Here is a 20653-nt window from a genome sequence, read left to right on the forward strand (position 1 = left end):
GAAAAATTATCTCATTATGCCTATGTCCTTTCCTGATAACGCAACCATTCTGGAAGATCCCTGGTGCATTCTGTTTGAAGGGTATGACCCTGAAGCAGAAGGCTATCGAGAAGCTCTTTGTGCATTGGGAAACGGCTATTTTGTGACTCGTGCTGCTGCACCCGATGCAACAGCAGATGATATTCACTATCCGGGCTGCTACCGGGCAGGTCTTTACAATCGTCTGGTGAGTCACGTCAATGGAGAGGACGTAGAGGACGAATCTATTGTTAACCTACCAAACTGGTTGCCGCTCACGTTTCGGATTGATGATGGCGATTGGTTTTCTATCGATCAGGTTGAAATTCTTGCCTATCGTCAAATTCTGTATTTGCGATCGGGAATTTTGCAGCGTGATATCCAGTTTCGCGATCGCCAAGGACGACAAACAACCCTACGTGAGCAGCGGTTTGCCAGTATGGCACAGCCCCATCTGGCTGGACTGCGCCTGGAGCTAACGGCTGAAAACTGGTCGGGTGCTTTGGCAATTCGTTCGGCGCTCGACGGACGGGTGAATAATAACAACATCGAACGCTACAAACACTACAACAAGCAGCATCTAGAGCTATTAGAGGTAAATGTTCTAAAACCGGAAGTCCTCCGGCTGGTGATGCAAACCAACCAATCTAGAATTGAGGTTTCGTTAGCCGCACGAACTCAGGTCTTTGTGAATGAGAACCGGGTTGAGTCAGAATGGATACCTGATCAAGAAAATACTTATATTCAAGAACAGACGCAGATTTCAGTGGCTCAGGGTGATGTAGTGGCGATCGAGAAAGTTGCTGCATTGTATACATCACGTGATCCGGCGATCGCCAGTTGCATAGAGGCGTCGCACAAAGCCGTTCAGGATGCACCTGGTTTTACTGATCTATTAGGGGATCACCAACACGCCTGGGAACGGCTCTGGATGCGCTGTGATATTGAATTTGAGCCAGTAGACTACCTGCGCGTAACACGGCTGCATCTGTTTCACATTCTTCAAACCATTTCACCGCACACCGCAGACCTGGATGTTGGAGTGCCATCACGGGGTTGGCATGGAGAAGATTATCGCGGACACATCTTTTGGGATGAAGCCTTTGTACTGCCCTTCCTGATCTATCGTTTTCCTAGCATTGCCCGCTCGATGTTGCTCTATCGCCATCGTCGTCTCAATGCAGCACGAGATTTAGCTCGTCAACATGGCTACCGGGGCGCAATGTTTCCCTGGCGCAGTGCCAGTTCTGGTGGCGAGGAAACGCCCCGCTACCAGTTCAGTTTGTTTTCTGAGAACTGGATGCCGGACCATACCTGGTTGCAGCATCACATTAGTGTGATCATTGCCCATACTGTCTGGAAGTATTACACCATTACCGATGATATTATTTTCCTATGCGATCAGGGTGCTGAGTTGTTGATTGAGATTGCTCGATTTTGGGCAAGTCTCGCAACTTATAATGAGGAGTGCGATCGCTATGAAATCCGGGGAGTGATGGGTCCAGATGAATATCACACGGCTTACCCTGACGCAAACACACCTGGCATTGACAACAACACTTATACAAATGTGATGGTGGTCTGGACGCTATGTCGAACTCAAGAAGTTTTGGACCTGTTGCCAAACTCTCGTCGCGTAGAACTCTTTCACGCTCTATCTCTAAACCAGGATGAGATCGATCAGTGGCATACAATTAGCCAGAAGATGTACGTAGTCGCTGAAGATGACAGGTTGAGCCAGTATGAAGGGTTCGATCGCCTACAGCCATTAGATTGGCAGCAGTTTGACGAGGAGCGAGTTAACTGGGTATTAGAGGAAAAAGGCGACGACATTAACCGTTACCATGTCGCGAAACAGGCAGATGTGGCGATGCTGTTCTTTTTGCTATCCGTGCCGGAAATTCAGGCATTATTAGAACAATTGGGATATGCCTGCGATCGCACTCAAATGCAGCGCACAATCGAGTATTACTTTGAGCACACAGTTCATGAATCTAGCCTGTCGCATTTGATTTATGCAGGTGCATTCGCCAAACTAGACTGCAAAAAATCCTGGCATCTCTTCACTAAAGTCATCCATACCGATCTCGCAGGCGATAGCAGTGGTGAAGTCAAGAATGGTATTCATTTAGGAGCAATGGCAGGAACGCTGTACATTCTTCAGCACCATTATCTCGGTTTGGAGATCCATAAAGGCAGCATTTACCTAAACCCGTCATTTCCAGAGCAACTCACCCATCTGCGATTAAGCTTACAACACCACTACAACGATCTGGAAATTGAGAAAACGGATCATCATCTGCATCTCACAGCCGCAGACTCTAATCCATCCTCAGTCACCATTGTCTACCAAGGAGAAGCAATGAACTTAGAACCAGGAGTTTCAAGATCTTTTGCCTTAGAGGAGATTTGAGTCTACCTGGTTACAGAATTTGATATCATATTCGATATTACATCAGATTACACTTCTTACACTTCACAAGGTTCATTTGTATCGGTTTCCTGATGCAAGTGATCGATCCACTCATTGATATCTGCTTGGGTCAAATTTCCTCTAGGCTTTAATCTTGCATCTTTATACTGCCATTGCTCCACGTCGGGTCTGTATTGCAAGGGGGCTAGCAATGTTCCCTGGCACAGCTTTTCAGTAAGGTCAGGTTGGCTGCCTTCCTGTCCAAGTTTCTGACCCAATTGCTGCATTACCCAGCCAGGAATGCGCGATCGCTCTCCTGGATAAATAAAACCAAACAACACAAGATGACTGAACAGTACCCGCCAGTGCTCCCCAAACTGAGCTACGAGCCGTGACCAATCCATGCGATCGCTATACGCCAAAATCAGGTGAGCAACATCCGCGCCATCAAAGCGATCGCGCGCCATGATATATGCCTTTGACCAGATCATTTCCTCTGGCGCACACACCTGCACTGGCATCCCTAACACCTCATCTGAAATCGCGTGTTCAAACCAGGCATCGGTCACGGGCAAGCAACCGTGAGCAGAGTTAGAAATGATATCCACATAATTTTCACCGTGGTATGCCTTGGCTAACCAGTGTGGCACCGCAATTTCTGTCTGATATCCTGCCTGAGCAAAGACATCTAGAATCGGTTGAACATCGGTAGAACGGGCGAAAATGTCCAAGTCCTTAGTGTGGCGGGCAATTCCTGTGTAACGCTCAAAGGCGTAAGCACCACCCACTAAAAACGGCAATTGTGCTCGATTCAAAATGCCCAATGCTTCGCAGTAAAATTCGCGAGTTTGAGGATCAAGTTGTGCTTGAGAAAATGGCATAAGTTCTTTTATCAGTTAGAAGAACTGCTTCCGTAATGACTTCTTGAATCATCTAGGAATTATCTTGGGAACTATCTATGGTGAGCGATCGCCCGACACGATTCCTCAACCTAAAGACCGAACTTCAGCCATCTTTACTGAATCGTAAAAATGCACCTAATGAGGCAGGGAAACCACTCGTTCATTGTTCATGGTCTGGGCAGAAGGATTGAGGGGGAGGCAACATGCCAACTGCCACAGAAGTTGTTCGCATTGCGGCCATTGGTGATATTCACTGTACTACAACCTCACAAGGCGAATTGCAGTCCCTATTTGAACAGTCCAACGAGCAGGCAGATGTATTGTTGCTCTGCGGTGACTTGACGGATTATGGGCTGGTCGAAGAGGCGCACGTTCTGGTCAAAGAATTAGCAACTACACAAATTCCCACTCTGGCAGTTTTTGGCAATCATGCTTATGAAGCGGGTAAGCCAGACGAGGTACGGCAGATTTTGATCGATGCGGGAGTCAAACTGCTAGATGGGGAGTCGTATGAGGTTGCCGGGATCGGCTTTGCTGGGGCAAAAGGCTTTGGCGGAGGATTTGGCTCTCGAATGCTGCAAGCCTGGGGAGAAGCTCCGATCAAACAGTTTGTGCATGAAGCCGTAGAAGAAGCCCTCAAGCTAGAATCAGCCCTGGCAAAGCTAGACACCTCGCAGCGGGTCGCTGTACTGCACTATTCCCCCATTCAGGAAACGGTGGAGGGAGAACCTTGTGATATTTTGCCGTTTCTGGGCTCTAGCCGCCTGGAGGAACCTTTAAATCGCTTTTCGGTGGCGTTTGCCCTACACGGTCATGCTCACCACGGACAGGTCGAGGGGCGAACCAGTAGCAACATTCCGGTTTACAACGTTTCTATGCCGCTGCTGAAGAAGCATTTTCCTGACCAGCCCCCGTTTCGTTTGCTGGAAGTTCCTGTATAACCTGGGTTATTGCACTTTTGACGAACGATTTTCGCAGGGGCATGGCATTGCCGTGCCCCTACAGAGATTTGTGGTTTATCCAAGTGGAAATTGCTGTAAATCCCTATTCATGATTGGAAGTCTGCTCTCAGGCGCTTTATATTGAATCTGAAGGCAAGTCATTTCTTCTGAAAAGTTGATCAAGCTGGAGTCAGCACCGATGCAGGAACCATTCCTTCAGGATGATTCAATTGCCCAATTGCCGCATAGTCCCCTGACTCCAGAAAATGACAGATTCAATGAGCTTCAATTTGGTTTTGCCCAACCAGGGCTGGATAAGACTAATTTGCTTAGCCACAATTCTCAAACGGAAATACGGCACGATCGCCTCCTGGAAACCACCGCAACCGTAGCTCACATATTGCTGACCGCAGCAAACCTGGATAGCTCCATCCAACAGTCCTTACAGTTGCTCGGTGAGACTCTGGAAAGCGATCGCGTTAACGTGATTGAAAACTTTGCCCCGGATTCAAACACTCTATTTCCCCATTGGCGGGTGTTGTACGAGTGGGATTCACCCGGCACTCCTTGCCAATTTTCTGATTCGACTGCGGCTCAGGGTAGCTATGAAGAGATTCCAGAGATATTTGAGCGATTGCAACAGGGGCAAACCGTTGCTTATCTGATCGAAGATTCCCCTGAACCTTTCCGCAGCAGTCAGCTTGCCGTTGGTGTAAAAGCAACTTACCTTGTACCCATTCAAGTTGAAGGACAGTGGTGGGGAGCCATTGGATTAGATGACTGCCAGAAGGTGAGACACCGCAACCCAGCAGAACTGAGCGTATTGGGAGTTTTGGCAAACTGTGTAGGGAGTGCTATTCAGCGGCAGCGAACCCAGCAAGCTCTGCTACAAGCAGAACTGGTGCGAGTCACAGAACTAGCTCGATCGAATGAAGCCTTGCAGCAGACCATCGATACCCTCGGTGCTTTAGATAACTTTGATGACTTTATCCCCGCAGTGCTGGCGATTGTAGCGCGGACATTTAATGCTGCTGATTGCGCTTACTACGAACACAAATGGGATCAAACTGTGTATTTGCGCTACTGGTATAGCAGTGGCAAAATCCTCAATCCTATGGAACTGCAACTGCTTGACCCAGAGCATCATCAGGTACTCCATCAACTTGCCACTGGATTCACCGTGCCGCTGGAGCATCTGCATGGCACAACCGTTCGAGACCGCACACACGCCGTTATTATCGACCACACTTGTGCTAAAAGCGTGCCAGATTTTCATGCCTTCGCGATTTCCCAGGGCTGGGGACTGGAACTCAACCAACCTCTCCTGGTTGACGGCAAAGCAGATGGGGCACTGGTAATCTACCGAGGGATAAATCAGCCCTTTTCAGATGTAGAAATCATGCTGGCTGAGGGACTTGCGAAACAGCTTGCACTCGCGATGCAAGCCAGCCGACTTTCTGCCCAGGCTCGCGATCGCGCTGTGGAAACGGCGATCGCCCGTGAACGGGAGAAAGCTGCTCAGCAGCAAGCAGCCGAGTTAAGTCGAGCGAATACCTTGCTACGAAACAGTTTGAGTCGTTTGTCTACCGAGCCTAACTTAAATGACGTGCTGGGGCAGTTGTTGCTCGAAGTCACTCGCTATGCAGGTGCATCGGTAGCACATGTGTTTAGCTATGATGCTGCTCAAGATGCACTCACTCTGAAACTGCGGGTGCGGGATGAACAGGTGTTTTGGACACCTGCTGACGATGAACCTGCCATTTTTCGATCGCCCATTCCTGTCACCACCACACCCGTCTTTACTCACCTTTGTCAACATCCTCAACTCGCAACTCTTAACATCAGTGAGTTTTCAGGTCGACTGTGGACTGGTGTTTCAGAATGGTTTCAAGCCAAAGGACTTCGAGGAACGAGTAGTTGCGTATTGCTGGTGGGCGATCGCCCCTTTGGTTTCCTAGCAATGGCGTTCTCCCATCCCGTTGCCCTGCGCTTGGTGGATGAAGAACTGATTTTGGCACTGGCGCAGCAAATCGCTCTGGTGATGCAGCTCACTACTCTTGCAGAAGCCGCAAAAGAAACAGCCTTGTTAGAAGAACGCAACCGTTTTGCCCGCGACATTCATGACACAATTGCTCAGGCTTTAACAGGAATCATCCTGCAACTGGAAGCGACTAAAGGTATTGTGGCCACTCAACCCGAAGTCGCCCATGAACACCTGTCACGAGCCCGTGCCCTCGCCCGTGACGGCTTGGCAGAAGCCCGTCGTTCGGTTTGGGCACTGCGTCCAGAAGCGTTAGAGTCACAGGATTTGCCAACCGTCCTCCATTATTTTGCACAGCGCATGACCACAGGCACTCGGTTGAAAGCAACCGTTGAGGTGAGGGGTACTCCCTTCCCGCTTTCTCCCATGATCGAGATGAACCTGTTACGCATCGGGCAAGAAGCTCTGACCAACGTTTTAAGGCACGCTCAGGCAACAGCGGTTTACCTGACGCTACATTTCGGATCTGAAGTGGTGCAGTTAGACGTGGTGGATAATGGACAAGGCTTTGACCCAGAGCAGATCACAGTAGATCAGGGGTTTGGGCTGATCGGAATGCAAGAGCGATCGCAACGGCTGGGCGGTCGTTTCAGCCTGATTAGCCAGCCTGAATCGGGCACTACAATTTCAGTAACCGTACCCACGTCGGGAGGGCAAGCGACATGACCTCTTCACCTATTCGTATTCTCGTGGCAGAAGACCATGCTGTAGTTCGGGATGGTTTAGTAGCGATTCTCAATCGAGAAGCAGATATGACGGTTGTTGCCGAGGCAGAAGACGGTCAGCAAGCGGTAGAGCTCTACAATCTGCATCAGCCTGACCTAACGCTAATGGATTTGCGAATGCCCAATCTAGATGGTGTGGAGGCGATCGCCCAGATTCGAGCAACTGCTCCCCAGGCAAAAATTATTGTGCTGACAACCTACGACACCGATGAGGATATCTATCGGGGACTGCAAGCTGGAGCGCGGGGCTATTTGCTCAAAGACACCACTTCTGAGGAACTGTTGCAGTCCATTCATACGGTGCATCAAGGACAGCGATATGTGCCGTCTAACATTGCCTTGAAATTGAGCGATCGCCTCGGCGCGACCGCCCTCACCCAGCGAGAACAGCAGGTGATTCAGCTATTGGTCAATGGCAAAGGGAATGCCGATATTATGTCTGCCCTAAACATTTCTGAAGGCACTGTCAAGTTTCACATCAATAATATTTTGAACAAGTTGAATGTGAGCGATCGCACTCAGGCCGTCATCGTTGCCCTCAAGCGTGGACTGGCTCGTCTCAATCCTTAATGGCGTTTGGGTCCTGAGAGCATTTGGGCAACATCCTGTCTTTTTGATCAGGTATAAAGCTCTCCTCTAGCCCAGTAATTTTGATGTTCCTTTGGAGAGGAAATGGGCTGACTTGACTCTAGGTGACAGCAACAGTTATTACCTTTAGGCTGAAGCTGTTTACTAGTAATACCAATTTCAACAGATTTCGCGACACACCAATTTCTGTAGGGGCGCACTGCGGTGCGCCCCTACCTACATCTGCAACCTATTTAAATCAAATTGGCATCCAGAACGATAGAGAAGCTTCATAGTGCAAATCATCAGTAAAAAGACGATGAATAATAACTTACAGCAGCCCCCTATCTTGATCGATCGCCCCCTCCCCACTACTGGTGATCTACCGATCAATCCCCTTTCAGCCAAAGGACTATCACCTCGCAAGTTGAGAGCAGTCCTTGAGTATATCCATCTCCATATGAATGAAGGGCTCTCTTTGGAGGCGATCGCTGCTCATGTCAACATCAGCCAATTTCATTTTTGTCGTCTATTTAAGCAATCAACCGGGGTATCGCCCTATCACTATTTGCTGCAACAGCGGATAGAACGCGCCAAACAGCTATTGTTGCAAAACCAACTCAGCATTGCTGACATTGCGCTGGAAGTTGGCTTTTCTAATCAAAGTCACTTGTGTTTTCATTTCAAACGCTCAGAGGGCACTAGTCCTAAACAATTTGCTCAACGATCGTAGCCAAGCATCGATTCCTCACAATACACATTGGACACTCCGCCGAGGGTCGTGAATTTTGTTGAAACAAGTAACAAGTAACCCCCGAAGGCACACATTCTGCTCATAGTGTTACAAACTTGGAGAAGGACGTGAATGTAGTCAAGAGTTATGAGCGCAGAGCATGGGTCAAAAAGACAATCGCAGGAGCGATCGCCTGATCTGAGTCTTAATCCCAAAGACTGGTCATGGAACTTTTGGCCCGCTGTACCCCTGTACCCCTACAGCAAGCGACGCACCCTTCGACGGGAAGTGTTAGCAGACACCATTTGGACGTTTGATCAGCTTCAGGGCATCCTTTACACGATTGTGCCAATCCGGATGACCGTCGTAAAGCTGGAAGCAGGTGGACTGCTCGTCTACGCCCCGGTTGCACCAACCAATGAGTGTATTGAGTTAGTTAAAGAGCTAGTGGCAGTTCATGGAGAGGTTCAGTACATCATTCTGCCGACTTCTTCAGGGTTGGAGCACAAGGTTTTTGTAGGTCCGTTTGCCAGACGCTTTCCGCAAGCGCAGGTGTTTGTTGCACCGAATCAATGGAGTTTTCCGTTGAACCTGCCGCTCAGTTGGCTTGGCTTTCCCAAAAGTCGAACTCATGTGCTGCCAGAGGATAGCAGCAAAGCGCCTTTTGCCGATGAGTTTGACTACGCAGTGCTGGATTTTAACTTGGGGCGAGGCTCCTTTGCAGAGGTGGCAGTCTTGCATCGGCGATCGCACACGCTGCTCGTGACGGATTCCGTGCTTTCTGTGCCAGAGGAACCACCTGCGATCGCCCAACTCGACCCATACCCCTTGCTGTTTCACGCCAGAGAGAGTGCCCTTGAACAACCAGAAAACACCGAAGCCAACCGCCGTAAAGGGTGGCAACGGATTGCACTATTTGCTCTTTACTTTCGTCCAGGTGCACTAGAGACCGTTGGATTGGGGCAGACACTAAGCGATGCATTTAAAGCACCTGAGCGCTCCAAAAAATCATACTTTGGGCTATTCCCATTTCGCTGGAAAGATACCTGGAAGCAGTCATTTCAGGCTTTACGGAGTGATGGAAGACCCTTTGTTGCCCCTATTTTGCAAACACTCATTCTGATTCAGGCACCCAAACAAGTTCTTGAGTGGGCAGATCAGGTTGCAGCATGGGATTTTCGCCAAATTATCTCCTGTCACTTTGACGCACCCTTTAAAGCCAGCCCACAACAGTTTCGACAGGCTTTTAGCTTCTTGGAGAAAGAGGCTTCTACGAATGCAGATTTGTTGATTAGTAGAAATCAGCACTTACCCGAAACAGATTTTGAATTCATCAGGAATCTGGAAGCCAATCTAGTCAGGCGTGGTATTGCTACCCCACCTAAGGAGAAGGTGTAATAGGAGTGTTATCTACGCAGGCAGCCTGATTCTGATTGAGCAGCCTGGGATGTATTTATTAAGCAGTCAAGTATTGCGATGTACGAGAAACACCTTGAACAGAGCACACTGCTCCGTACTTTGGAGGGTTGTGATTACCAGCAATGTCTCTCTTTAGAGCAATAAAACTTAACAATGTCTTATTTATCTTGGTGATAGACGTACCTTCCAGGTTTGGGAATTATCCCACGCCTGTAGGTAGTGTCACTCACTTTAAAGAATTGGATTAATCATCAAGGAAATCTGATATGTCTCACTTTAGTACATTACGGAGCAAACTAACGGATGCTGAAATCCTAAAAGCATCATTACAGGATTTAGGGATGGAGGTGAAAACAAATACTGAGGTACGAGGACTATGCAATCAAACCGTTCAAGCTGACATTGTTGCCGTGCTGGATGGGGACTGTGATCTAGGCTGGTTGCGTCACTCAGATGGTTCACTTGCTATAATCGCTGACCTTTGGGGTGTCGCGAAGAAGCACGATCTGACAAAACTGATGGATGTGGTGAATCAAAAATACGCAATCAATAAGACGTTGGCAGAAGTGAAACGTCCTGGCTTACAACATGCAAATGTCAAACTCTCACTGCAAAATCATCTAACTGCATAAGTCCTACAGATATGAATGATATGAATGCTACAAAGTCACAAAAGCAGGAATCCGCTGATCCAACCAAGCGTGATGTGATTACTCCTGAAAAATTGCCGAATCCAATCTTTCGTTTTGCTGTAACGCTAGCGGTTCTGCTTCCCATCTTATTTATTGCTGTCATTTACTATAGCAGCATCAGTTAACCTGCTTGATTTGGTTACTTCTTTGTATCTCACGGAGGGAGTGCTCTGGGCGATCGCCCAGAGCACTCCCTCCGTGAGATAAGGTATTACCAACCGATTGCAAGACCATCTGCACGAGGTTCTGAGGCAGACATCAACACATCATCATGACGCAAGATCATTTGTCCTCTGCCGAAGTATGAGGCTTCTGTAGTGATACCGATTTGGTGTCCCTTGTTTTGCAGTCCTGCCACCACATCTTCAAGCGTTTGTGGCTCTAACAACACCTTGTTGTCTTCCATAAATCGCCAGCGAGGAGCATCCAGAGCAGTCTGCGGATTCATTACATAATCAGCTAGGTTGACCACCACTTGAAGATGTCCCTGTGGCTGCATTGCCCCACCCATCACTCCAAACGGGCCTAAAGGCTTTCCATCTCTTGTGAGAAAACCCGGAATGATAGTGTGAAAGGGGCGTTTCCCAGGTTGGAAGCAGTTGGGATGATCAGGCTGCAAAACAAATCCAGTTCCCCGATTTTGCAGTGCGATACCCGTATCGGGCACTAAGATACCGCTGCCAAAACCTGCGTAGTTTGATTGAATGAAAGACACCATCAGTTCCCCATCTGCCGCAGCCAGATAAACGGTTCCTCCTTTGGGTAAACCTGGCTGAGCAAGCGGCAAAGCATTCGTTCCAATCAGCTTGCTGCGCTCTTGAGCATAGGACTTATCCAAAAGCCACTCGTAGGGAAACTCCATGTGTCGCGGGTCAGCAATATAGCGATAGGCATCTGCAACCGCCAGTTTCATCGATTCGATCGCCAAATGATAGCTCTCAACCGAGTCACGTGGATGATTAGCAAGGTCAAAATTCTCTAGAATGTTGAGTGCTAAAAGTGTGGTTAACCCTTGACCATTTGGCGGAATTTCCCACACGGTTAAGTCACGATAGGTTGTAGAAATCGGGTCTACCCAATCTGCTTGATGAGCAGCCAAATCAGCTTGTGTTAGAAACCCTCCGGTCGCTGCTGCAAAAGCCGCCATTTTTTCTGCTAGTTCTCCTCGATAAAAGCTCTCCCCCCCGCTGTTGGCGATCGCCTCCAAAGTTTTGCGATGTAAGGGACTGCGCCATATTTCACCCGGTCGAGGTGCTCTCCCCTCCGGGAAAAAAACAGCCTTAAAAGGTTCAAATTCAGCAGCGGTTTGAGGCAAATAAACCTGCTCAGCTTGCTTCCAGGCTTGGGCGGTCACAGGTGAAACCGGAAACCCTTCTGCACATCGAATAGCAGGCTCAAACAAACGTTCAAAGGGAAGTTTGCCATATCTTTCCCAGAGGGTTCTCCAGGCTGAGACTGCCCCTGGCACGGTGACGGGTAGCCAACCTAGCTCAGGTACACTTCTCATCCCATCAAATTCTTTAAGGCTGAGGGCGGCGGGGCTGTATCCAGAAGCATTCAACCCTTGCAGCTTACCGTCCCAAACTAAAGCAAACGCATCAGAGCCAATGCCGTTGGAGGTTGGTTCAACAACGGTGAGGGCGATCGCGGTGGCGATCGCAGCATCGACGGCATTTCCCCCAGCAACCAGCATCTCCATTCCAGCCATTGCTGCCAGCGGTTGAGAAGTCGCCACCGCACCGTGTTGAGATAAAACAACTCGACGGGTTGAGGGATAAGGGTACTGAGTCAGGTCTACAGGATTCACAGGCTGTCCATTAAAGCAACATTCATACTGTAAACCTCCTACATCAATCACTTTTTGAGGTGTAATACCGTCTCTCTAAAAAGAGGTTACAGATAGAAGGGCACCCCGCTGAGCGGGGTGCCCTTCTATCTGTAACCCTAATTTTTGGAATTGTGAGAGTGGTAGCGCGGCGGGGCCGCGCTACCACTCTCACAGAAAGTCCTGTGTACTACCCTGTACCCCGATAATCTGTACCTGGAAAATCGAAACTCTTTCTGGTATGGGGACAAGCACATAATCTGAGAAAATATTTAGACCCCGCCTCTAATGGAGTTGGGCGATCGCCGTTTACAAAGGTTGATGAAGGGAATACACCATTCCCGCGATCGCTTCACTGCTTGCACCCATGCTGCTTGAAGTCATCCCTTCAGACTTCTGGAGTCGGGCAGCCCTCATTGACGAGGAAATGGTTCTCGTCATAGTTGAGCCATCCAACTCGGTTAACCAGTCGATTCAGCCGATCAAAATCAATCCCGTCACGTTGGAGAAACCCGCCATGAAACGCCGTACACTCTTGAACCAGGTTGCCCTTGGAACCGCTAGCGCAGCAGGACTTGCCGCCTGTCAGCAGTCTAATTCTGCTACTGGAACATCCAATGCCACCAGCACCGATTTACCGACGATCGAGTGGGAAATGGCGACGAGTTGGCCCGTTGCTCTGGATACAATTTTTGGGGGCGCTCAGGTGTTTAGCGATCGCCTCGCTAGCCTGACTGGCGATCGGTTCAAGATCACTCCCCGAGCTGCGGGTGAACTGGCTCCTCCACTTGAAGTGCTGAATGTTGTGTCTCAAGGTGCGGTTCCCTGTGGGCACTCGGCTTCATACTATTACCTTGGCAAAAGTCCGGCTCTCGCCTTTGGCACAACAGTTCCCTTTGGGCTGACGGCGCAACAGCAAAACGCGTGGCTCTATGAAGGCGGAGGGCTGCAAAAACTGCAAGAACTCTATGCCAGCAAGTTTAATGTGATTCAATTTCCCGCTGGTAATACGGGCACCCAAATGGGCGGATGGTTTCGCAAGAGATTAAGTCCGTGAATGACCTGAGAGGCTTGAAAATGCGTATTCCTGGACTGGGTGGGCAGGTAATGGCAAAACTAGGCGTGACCGTGCAGAATTTACCCGGTGGGGAAATCTTCCAGGCACTTCAAACGGGGGCGATCGATGCCGCAGAATGGGTGGGCCCTTATGATGATGAAAAACTTGGATTGAATGAAGTTGCTCAATACTACTATCATCCCGGCTGGTGGGAACCGAGCGCAACTTTAGAGGTACAAATCAACCTCAACGAATGGAACAACCTTCCCCCCCAATATCAGTCCGCCGTGCAAACAGCCGCTTATGAAGCGAATGTGACCATGCTCTCACGCTATGAAACCCGTAACAATGAAGCGTTGCAGCGGCTAGTGGATAAGGGCGTTCAGTTACGGTCCTACAGTGATGAAATTATGGAGGCTGCACAACAAGCTGCCCTGGAACTCTATGACGAATTTGCTGCCCAAGATGCTGATTTTCAGTCCGTGTACTCGGAATGGAGAGAATTTCGCGATCGCGTTTATGCCTGGGACAATCTGAATGAATCCAGCTTTACCCGTTTCACCTACAGCAAGTTAAACGGATAGCATCACCAGCTTTACTGAAACGACGCATTCACAAGCCAACTCACCGTTTGGGGAAAGACAATCACGATCAACAACACCACAACTTGTAATGCCATAAAAGGAAGGGCACTTCGGTGAATGTCGATCGTGCTAACTTCCTTGGGCGCAACCGTTTGCAGGTAGAACAGGGAAAACCCAACTGGGGGTGAGATAAAGGCGGTTTGCAGATTAATTGCCATAATCACCCCAAACCAAACCATATCGATTCCCAAAGCTTGTGCTGCGGGCACTAGTAGCGGCATCGCGATAAAGCAAATCTCGATAAACTCTAGAAAAACACCCAGCAAAAAAATCACAATATTACTGACAATCAAAAAGCTAAGATAACCACCCGGTAAGCTGACCAGCAATTCGGTAATCAGTCGCTTGCCACCCAAGTCATCAAAGACAAGGCTAAACAAGGAAGAACAAAAAAGAATAATCAACACGAGAGCCGTAATCGATGCCGTGGAATGGGCTGCATCACGGATAAGTTTTTGATTCCAGCGTCGGTTGAGGGCTGCTAACACGCAGGCTCCAACGGCTCCAACGGCTCCTGCCTCAGTCGGAGTTGCAATGCCAAAAAAGATGCTGCCCAGCACTGCAAAAATTAACAAGATGGGTGGTAGAACCGCCTTTAAAAGTTTTTGAAATAAAGCCATACCGCCAATCATTCGCACTTCTGGAGGGAGTGCCGGAGCCGTCTGAGGTCGCATTAGCGCCACTACCAAAACATATAGAGCATAAGACCCCGCTAGCATGAGTCCAGGAATTAATGCGCCTAAAAACAAATCTCCTACTGACACGCCAATCTGATCACTCAGAACGACCAATACCAGGCTGGGAGGAATCAACTGAGCAAGAGTTCCAGATGCGACAATCACACCAGAGGCAAGCTGCTTGTCATAGCCATAACGCAGCATGATCGGCAGTGAAATCATTCCCATCACAATCACGGTTGCAGCAACTACACCTGTTGTCGCGGCGAGCATGGTTCCTACAATTACAACTGCTAGGGCTAATCCGCCACGCAATCGCCCCATCAAAATGCCGATTGTTTCTAGCAATTCCTCAGCAATGCCAGATTTCTCTAAAATGGCTCCTAAAAATACAAAGAAGGGAATAGCAAGCAGGGTGAAGTTTGACATCGTGCCAAACCAGATATTCGGCAGCAGCAGCAAGCGGTTGAGGTTAAAAGCACCCACTGCCAAACCGATCGCCCCAAAAATTAAAGACGTTCCCGCAAAAGAAAACGCTACGGGATACCCGCTGATTAGAATGATAAAAAAGACGACAAACATGGCGATCGCCAGCCACTCAAACCCCATACTGGTCTTGCTCCCGATGATTAATTAGTTATCTTTTAAGCTGTAAAAGTGTGCATTTTAAGGTCAGTTTTAGCCAACTTTATTCGTAGGGAAGTTGTTCTGCATCTTGCTGCACATTGACTGGCCGTCCTAATAGAAGGGCAGCATACTTAATGGCTTGGGCGATCGCCTGTAACAACAGCAGGGCTAATCCTACCAGTAGCATGGTTTTGATTGGGGCACGGGGCAACCCATTGGCATCAGAAGAAACCTCCCAGCTTCCCCACGTTCCATCTGGAAGTTGCCCCCAAGATGCCAACACGGGATTGAGGGCAACATAAAGACCCAGACTGCAAAACGGAATTAGAAAGAACAGCGTTCCAATCAAATTAATCCAGGTTTTTCGTCGTTCGCTCCAGTGGGCATACCAAAAATCGACCCGTACATTCTGGTCGTGCTTCAAAATGTAAGCAAAGCCCAGCAAAAAGATAATTGAGAATAAATACCATTGCAGCTCAATGAGAATATTGGAGGAAAGCTGCAATCCAATAAATCGTCCAATATAGCGGACAGCCACGTTATAAAAACCAACGGCAACAGTTAGGATTACGAGCCAATCCGTCCCTTGCCCCAAGACCTCGATCAGGCGATCGATCGCCCGTGCAAACTTAAGTAAAATTCGCATTTAAATTTGTTCGTCTAGAGTTTCACAAATCCTACATCTTTATGAGTCTAATGTTGCAACAGAAAAGGGCTACAGCGGGAGAGGCAACCTACTGTAGCCCTAATTCTTGGAATGGGCATCGGACTCATTTCGACTGATTGATAAGGCGATTGCCATAGTGTTTCTCAAAAGCAATAGGGGCACCACTCATCCGCTCAAGGTCATGACGAACTGCCTCCGCGTTGCCCCACACAATTGCATTCTCCTCACGCTGAGTAATCTCAGTCTCAATCTGCTGACAGTATTGGTCGTGGTCACGGGCAACAAAGAAACCATAGGTTCGACAGGCGATCGGGCGAGCATGATAAATTCGGCAAGCTCCCTCCTGCTCATTCAGATAGGGACACACAACGGATGAGCCGAGAGTATCCTGAGCAATCTGTTGCAGAAGGGCATTGATTTTCTGTTCGACGACAGCCTGTTCTAAATTTGGGAGTTGCGCGACGGCTTCATCTACCCGTTTCCATTCCGCAGCGCTGAGTTCAGGAGGATGGGCAAGGTGACGGCAACAATGGTCGCATCCCCGTCGGCAGGGCCACCAGTCTCGCTCAGATCGGATAGCCTGAACCCTTGATTCAATGCGTTCATCTAAGTCCTGTAGTAACTGTTGTAATTCGTCCATCTCAAAGTTGATTGTTTTCCCCTACTATTCTCCCCAACCCTGTCAGCATTTTAGGGCTGCTGCCATTGTTTGTATTAGAATTCATGCTCCTGTTTAGGACAGCACGATCGCAGAGAAACTAGCTTGGGAACAAACCACTGTTGTTCTACTTTGCTTTGTGCCACAACAACTCCATTTTTAATGACAGTGCGTCCCATGGGGGCAGCACCGATCGCCTCACTGACTGAACGCACATTCAGCAATACCAGATCAGCTACATTGCCGACTTCAATTTCGTGATGCTGGATGCCGATCGCCGCTGCTGCCTGACTGGTTGCCATTTCCAGACAAAGCTGGTGGCTCGATACGGTTCCCAGGTGCAGCACTTGCGCTAGTAAGGTACATAGCTTCAGCACATCGCCATCTCCAAATGGAGTAAACAGATTGAATACATTGTTGGTTGCTAGCCCAACCGTGACTCCTAATTCTGCTAAACGATGCACGGGCGCAATGCCACGACGAACATTGTGAGTATCTTTGCGAGCCATCATGTATAAGTCAGTTGCAGGTAACGCCAAAACAGACACTCCTGCCTCTCGCATTGCAGCAGCTAACGTCTCTAGTTCTGAAGGTGTTAAGGCTGCTAGCTTGGTCATGTGTCCCAGGTAAACCCGTCCCTGCCAGCCTCGCCTGACCGTTTCTTCTATCACGAACGGCAAGAGTAACGGCTCATCGTTATCTAAAAAGTCAAGATGAAAGTCAACATCACAGTCAAATTCCTGCGCCAGATCAAATACAGTTTCAATATTTCGCTTTGGATCTGGATCGACGTAAGGGGCAGAACCGATCGCATCTCCTCCCATTGCTAGCGCCTGACGGAGTTGATCCCTTAATCCATCGTGGTTTGTAATTCCCTCTTGGGCAAAAACGGCAAGCTGTAGGGTAATGCCCCAGGAGTAAGCTTTCCGCAAGGGCAACAATGCCTCCATCGCATCAAGCCCCATCGTTGGATCGACTTCGACATGAGTTCGCATGGCAGTTGTGCCAAAGGCGATCGCCTGCTCGATTACCCGTCTTGCCCGATTTTGGATATCCTCAATCGTAAATGATTGCTTCAGTTTCAAAGTTTCGCGTAGGGCTTCATCAAATGTGCCATCTAAAGCTGGATAGCGATCGAGAATCAAGGCTTTGTCGAGGTGAATGTGCCCATCCACCAGTCCTGGAATCAGCAGGTTTCCTTGAGCATCTAGAGTTTGAGTTGCGGATGCGGCTAGAGTTGGGGCAATGTGGGTGATGCGATCGCCCGCAATTCCCACATCCCACTGTCCTTGCCGTCCGGGCAGAATTGCATTGGTAATTTTTAGATCCATTGAAAAACTGTTAAATCGTGACAATACGCTCTTATTAAACCGGCAATCATTGATCTTGCATTTTCTAGGCTGTAACCGTCGAAAACGCTAGATTCCCTTTTGGAACTTACATTGCCGGGTTAATAAAACCATAGCCTTTAGTTTGCTTTAGGGAAAACTTTGGGCGTTGCTGAATATACGGGTGTGATTCACGGCTCTCAATCCTCTTTGTAGGGGGATGGCAATGTGTTACCCAACGAAATTCATACATCAAATCAGCAACACTGGAAGGGCACTCCGCGTCGCGGAGTGCCCTTCCCTCTGTAGCCTATTTTTAGAGAAACGTTGCTAAACCCTGTTTAGCTTTTGTTGATGCTACTCATTTTGTAAGAGACAAGTACCCCACGAGGGTACTGACACCTCTAAAAACATCCTCTAACTTGGTGTTTATGGCATTCAGCCATATCCAGAGCAAGTCCCACAACGTCTGCTCTGGCTCAACTCGCAGCGCTCCAGAAACTAATTGATATGGCGTTTTGGTTTGATTGATGTACCTTCTTGCATTAATCAAATCCGTAGTTTGGGATATTTTCAGTACCTAGTACTGAAAAAACTTAAGAAATTACACCCCTAATCAAACTGGGAGATCAAACATGACAAACGGGTATGCCAACGGCAGAGCAAGTACTGCCGAAATGGAATTTGAGTCACCACCCTACTCAAACCTAGACCTAGAAGATGAGTGGGAGATGCAAGAATCCACCAATTACTCCAACCCGGAGTTTGCTAATGAATGGGAAGTGCAAGAATCAACTCCCTACGCCAATCCTTACTCCAATCCGGAGTTTGAGGATGAGTGGGAAGTCCAGGAAGCTCTGCATTCGTCTAATCCTGAAATGGAGAGTGAGTGGGAAACAGAAGGTGAGTATTTCTTCAAAAAAGCTTTGCGAGGAATTGGAAAAATTGCCAAAGTAGCCGCTCCCCTGGCAAAGCGTCTGGCCCCCATTGCTGCCAAAACCCTCATCGGAGCCATACCCGGCGTTGGAGCAGCAGCCGGACCCTTAGCTGGGAAACTGGTGAGTGCCTTGCTGCGAGAAGGCGAAATGGAGGCAGTCCAGATGGAAGCAGAATTCTTTGGGACAAACGAGGCAGAAGCAGAAGTTAGCAATACAGAAGCTGCCTATGAAGCTGCTTTGACCGAAGTGCTAGCTGCCGAAGCAAGCCACAGCCAAAGTGAAAGTGAAGCTGAGGCATTACTGGGAGCTGCCGTCAGTAGCACGGTTAAGAGTATGAACGGACAGCGACCCTTACGTTACATCATCCCAGTTCTAGTGCAAGCGAACGCTCGACTTGTTCGGCTCTTACATCGTCAAGGTCCGGCGGGTCGTCAGCTTTTGCGGCTGATGCCAACCATCATGCGTCGCACGATCGCCAGTCTACGGGCGGCTCGACGTGCAGGTCAGCCAATCAATGCGGCGTTAGCTCAACGATTAATGGCGGCTCAAGCTGCACGAGTATTTGGTAACTCCAAAACTTTGACTAAGGCAATGATTCGCAATGCCATTATTCGTCAGCGTACTGTTGCTCCGGGTCGATCGATTTCCCGTTCCGCATAGTTCATTCAAACAATAAGGAGACTGTTGAATTATGGTGATGCAAAACGAGGCCGTATTTGAAATACCTGCTTCCCATGAAGTTTCTCAGTACAGCAATCCCTTCTCTACTGCTGAATACGAGAATGAGTGGGAAATGCAAGAAGCCTCTCAGTACAATCTCGAATACGAAAGTGAGTGGGAGCAGGAAGCTTCCCAGTACAATCCCGAGTACGAAAGTGAGTGGGAGCAGGAAGCTTCCCAGTACAACCCCGAATACGAAAGTGAGTGGGAAATGCAGGAAGCCTCCCAGTACAACCCCGAATACGAGAATGAGTGGGAAATGCAAGAAGCTTCCTTATACAATCCTGAATTTGAGGATGAGGGTGAGTATTTCTTCAAGAAGTTGGGCAGAGGGCTGAAATCACTAGCCAAAGTGGCAGCCCCGATCGCCAAAAGGCTTGCCCCCATTGCAGCAAGAACATTAGTGGGAATGATACCGGGTGTAGGAGCGGTTGCAGGACCACTAGCCGGAAAACTCACCAGCGCCTTATTAAAAGAGGGTGAAATGGAGGCGGCTCAACTAGAAGCTCAACTATTTGGCACAAATGAGTTTGAAGCAGAAGTTGCTAACACTGAAATTGCTCATGAAGCCGCTCTAACTGAGGTTTTAGCAGCACAAGCGGCAGAAGCCGCAACAGAGGCAGAGGCAGAAGCGGCTGCGGCTGCGGCGTTGCCGATCACAATTACGATTATGGGTGGACAGCGGGCACTCAGACCCGTAACCCCTATTCTGGCTCAAGCCAATGGTCGATTAGTGAAGACATTGCGCCAGCAGGGTAAGGTCGGCAAACAGCTCTTGCGGACGGTTCCTGCCATTCAACGGCGAACAGTTGCCACTCTGAAGGCGGCCTCCCGTGCCGGTAAGCCCATTACTGGAGCAATGGCAGTCAAAGCAATGGCAGCCTCAGCACAACAGGTATTAAACAATCCTCGGACTGTACAGCGCTCTATCACCCGGAATGCAGTCTTGCGTCAGCGTGTTGCTCCGTCAAATCCCCGCCGCGCTGCTGCTCAGGCTGCCCGCTGTCCTAGTTGCGCCAGCAAAAGGGCTGTTCGCTAACAAGGTTACGAGTTCTAAGTTT

At 49.0% G+C, this 20653-nt stretch carries 16 protein-coding genes and 1 pseudogene; 11 read left to right on the top strand and 6 right to left on the bottom strand.

All coding sequences use genetic code 11. The features are described 5' to 3' along the window. Positions 1-22: 22 nt before the first annotated feature. Positions 23-2431: a glycoside hydrolase family 65 protein gene (locus tag H6F88_RS16025; RefSeq protein WP_190643758.1), complete on the top strand. Its 2409-nt coding sequence runs from the start codon at positions 23-25 to the stop codon at positions 2429-2431. 56 nt (positions 2432-2487) lie between these two features. On the opposite strand, the gene H6F88_RS16030 is transcribed toward H6F88_RS16025, so the two are convergent. Beyond that, positions 2488-3312 carry a nucleotidyltransferase gene (locus tag H6F88_RS16030; protein ID WP_190643759.1) on the bottom strand — a complete coding sequence of 275 codons (825 nt, stop codon included), beginning with the start codon at positions 3310-3312 and terminating at the stop codon, positions 2488-2490. 224 nt (positions 3313-3536) lie between these two features. On the opposite strand from H6F88_RS16030, the gene H6F88_RS16035 reads away from it, so the two are divergent. The 7 genes from H6F88_RS16035 to H6F88_RS16065 all read left to right on the top strand — a co-directional run bounded on the left by H6F88_RS16035 (position 3537) and on the right by H6F88_RS16065 (position 10576). After that, on the top strand, positions 3537-4274 hold the full coding sequence (locus tag H6F88_RS16035; protein WP_190643760.1) for a metallophosphoesterase: 738 nt from the start codon (positions 3537-3539) through the stop codon (positions 4272-4274). Between the two features lie 199 nt (positions 4275-4473). Beyond that, positions 4474-6981, top strand: a complete 2508-nt coding sequence (locus H6F88_RS16040) for a histidine kinase (protein WP_190643761.1) — start codon at positions 4474-4476, stop codon at positions 6979-6981. Beyond that, positions 6978-7610 (top strand): response regulator transcription factor, encoded by a 633-nt coding sequence (locus H6F88_RS16045; protein ID WP_190643762.1) that lies wholly within the window; start codon positions 6978-6980, stop codon positions 7608-7610. Before H6F88_RS16040 ends, H6F88_RS16045 begins: the two co-directional genes overlap by 4 nt. Before the next feature lie 316 nt (positions 7611-7926). Next, positions 7927-8340, top strand: a complete 414-nt coding sequence (locus tag H6F88_RS16050) for an AraC family transcriptional regulator (protein ID WP_190643763.1) — start codon at positions 7927-7929, stop codon at positions 8338-8340. A 147-nt stretch (positions 8341-8487) separates the two neighbouring features. Beyond that, positions 8488-9738 carry a DUF4336 domain-containing protein gene (locus H6F88_RS16055; RefSeq protein ID WP_190643764.1) on the top strand — a complete coding sequence of 417 codons (1251 nt, stop codon included), beginning with the start codon at positions 8488-8490 and terminating at the stop codon, positions 9736-9738. Between the two features lie 287 nt (positions 9739-10025). Continuing rightward, the gene (locus H6F88_RS16060) at positions 10026-10391 is read left to right on the top strand and encodes a DUF1257 domain-containing protein (protein WP_190643765.1); all 366 of its coding nucleotides are present in this window, start codon (positions 10026-10028) and stop codon (positions 10389-10391) included. An 11-nt stretch (positions 10392-10402) separates the two neighbouring features. Continuing rightward, positions 10403-10576, top strand: coding sequence for a hypothetical protein (locus H6F88_RS16065; protein WP_190797202.1), 174 nt, complete (start codon positions 10403-10405; stop codon positions 10574-10576). A gap of 86 nt (positions 10577-10662) precedes the next feature. On the opposite strand, the gene H6F88_RS16070 is transcribed toward H6F88_RS16065, so the two are convergent. Continuing rightward, on the bottom strand, positions 10663-12258 hold the full coding sequence (locus tag H6F88_RS16070; RefSeq protein WP_347277706.1) for a gamma-glutamyltransferase family protein: 1596 nt from the start codon (positions 12256-12258) through the stop codon (positions 10663-10665). Between the two features lie 535 nt (positions 12259-12793). Between H6F88_RS16070 and H6F88_RS16075 the strand changes: the two are divergent. Beyond that, positions 12794-13917: pseudogene (locus H6F88_RS16075) on the top strand (TRAP transporter substrate-binding protein). A gap of 11 nt (positions 13918-13928) precedes the next feature. On the opposite strand, the gene H6F88_RS16080 reads toward H6F88_RS16075, so the two are convergent. The 4 genes from H6F88_RS16080 to H6F88_RS16095 form a co-directional block, all read right to left on the bottom strand. After that, complete coding sequence (locus H6F88_RS16080) at positions 13929-15263, bottom strand: TRAP transporter large permease subunit (protein WP_190643767.1); 1335 nt, start codon at positions 15261-15263, stop codon at positions 13929-13931. Between the two features lie 79 nt (positions 15264-15342). Further along, on the bottom strand, positions 15343-15927 hold the full coding sequence (locus H6F88_RS16085) for a TRAP transporter small permease subunit (RefSeq protein WP_190643768.1): 585 nt from the start codon (positions 15925-15927) through the stop codon (positions 15343-15345). A gap of 124 nt (positions 15928-16051) precedes the next feature. Further along, the gene (locus H6F88_RS16090) at positions 16052-16588 is read right to left on the bottom strand and encodes a YkgJ family cysteine cluster protein (RefSeq protein ID WP_190643769.1); all 537 of its coding nucleotides are present in this window, start codon (positions 16586-16588) and stop codon (positions 16052-16054) included. A gap of 74 nt (positions 16589-16662) precedes the next feature. Then, positions 16663-17937 carry an amidohydrolase family protein gene (locus H6F88_RS16095; protein WP_190643770.1) on the bottom strand — a complete coding sequence of 425 codons (1275 nt, stop codon included), beginning with the start codon at positions 17935-17937 and terminating at the stop codon, positions 16663-16665. Between the two features lie 632 nt (positions 17938-18569). On the opposite strand from H6F88_RS16095, the gene H6F88_RS16100 reads away from it, so the two are divergent. Together H6F88_RS16100 and H6F88_RS16105 are read left to right on the top strand one after the other, a co-directional pair. After that, positions 18570-19532 (top strand): hypothetical protein, encoded by a 963-nt coding sequence (locus H6F88_RS16100; protein ID WP_190643771.1) that lies wholly within the window; start codon positions 18570-18572, stop codon positions 19530-19532. A gap of 31 nt (positions 19533-19563) precedes the next feature. Further along, positions 19564-20631: a hypothetical protein gene (locus tag H6F88_RS16105; RefSeq protein WP_190643772.1), complete on the top strand. Its 1068-nt coding sequence runs from the start codon at positions 19564-19566 to the stop codon at positions 20629-20631. Positions 20632-20653 lie beyond the last annotated feature (22 nt).

Origin of the sequence: Oculatella sp. FACHB-28, from assembly GCF_014696015.1 — a bacterium.
Lineage (GTDB): Bacteria > Cyanobacteriota > Cyanobacteriia > Elainellales > Elainellaceae > JAAUTN01.

What these genes read in the sequence shown, in the direction of transcription:
- H6F88_RS16025 (WP_190643758.1), top strand. Translation starts at nt 23, where the DNA reads ATGTCCTTTCCTGATAACGCAACCATTCTGGAAGATCCCTGGTGCATT.
- H6F88_RS16030 (WP_190643759.1), bottom strand. Translation starts at nt 3,312, where the DNA reads ATGCCATTTTCTCAAGCACAACTTGATCCTCAAACTCGCGAATTTTAC.
- H6F88_RS16035 (WP_190643760.1), top strand. Translation starts at nt 3,537, where the DNA reads ATGCCAACTGCCACAGAAGTTGTTCGCATTGCGGCCATTGGTGATATT.
- H6F88_RS16040 (WP_190643761.1), top strand. Translation starts at nt 4,474, where the DNA reads ATGCAGGAACCATTCCTTCAGGATGATTCAATTGCCCAATTGCCGCAT.
- H6F88_RS16045 (WP_190643762.1), top strand. Translation starts at nt 6,978, where the DNA reads ATGACCTCTTCACCTATTCGTATTCTCGTGGCAGAAGACCATGCTGTA.
- H6F88_RS16050 (WP_190643763.1), top strand. Translation starts at nt 7,927, where the DNA reads ATGAATAATAACTTACAGCAGCCCCCTATCTTGATCGATCGCCCCCTC.
- H6F88_RS16055 (WP_190643764.1), top strand. Translation starts at nt 8,488, where the DNA reads ATGAGCGCAGAGCATGGGTCAAAAAGACAATCGCAGGAGCGATCGCCT.
- H6F88_RS16060 (WP_190643765.1), top strand. Translation starts at nt 10,026, where the DNA reads ATGTCTCACTTTAGTACATTACGGAGCAAACTAACGGATGCTGAAATC.
- H6F88_RS16065 (WP_190797202.1), top strand. Translation starts at nt 10,403, where the DNA reads ATGAATGATATGAATGCTACAAAGTCACAAAAGCAGGAATCCGCTGAT.
- H6F88_RS16080 (WP_190643767.1), bottom strand. Translation starts at nt 15,263, where the DNA reads ATGGGGTTTGAGTGGCTGGCGATCGCCATGTTTGTCGTCTTTTTTATC.
- H6F88_RS16085 (WP_190643768.1), bottom strand. Translation starts at nt 15,927, where the DNA reads ATGCGAATTTTACTTAAGTTTGCACGGGCGATCGATCGCCTGATCGAG.
- H6F88_RS16090 (WP_190643769.1), bottom strand. Translation starts at nt 16,588, where the DNA reads ATGGACGAATTACAACAGTTACTACAGGACTTAGATGAACGCATTGAA.
- H6F88_RS16095 (WP_190643770.1), bottom strand. Translation starts at nt 17,937, where the DNA reads ATGGATCTAAAAATTACCAATGCAATTCTGCCCGGACGGCAAGGACAG.
- H6F88_RS16100 (WP_190643771.1), top strand. Translation starts at nt 18,570, where the DNA reads ATGACAAACGGGTATGCCAACGGCAGAGCAAGTACTGCCGAAATGGAA.
- H6F88_RS16105 (WP_190643772.1), top strand. Translation starts at nt 19,564, where the DNA reads ATGGTGATGCAAAACGAGGCCGTATTTGAAATACCTGCTTCCCATGAA.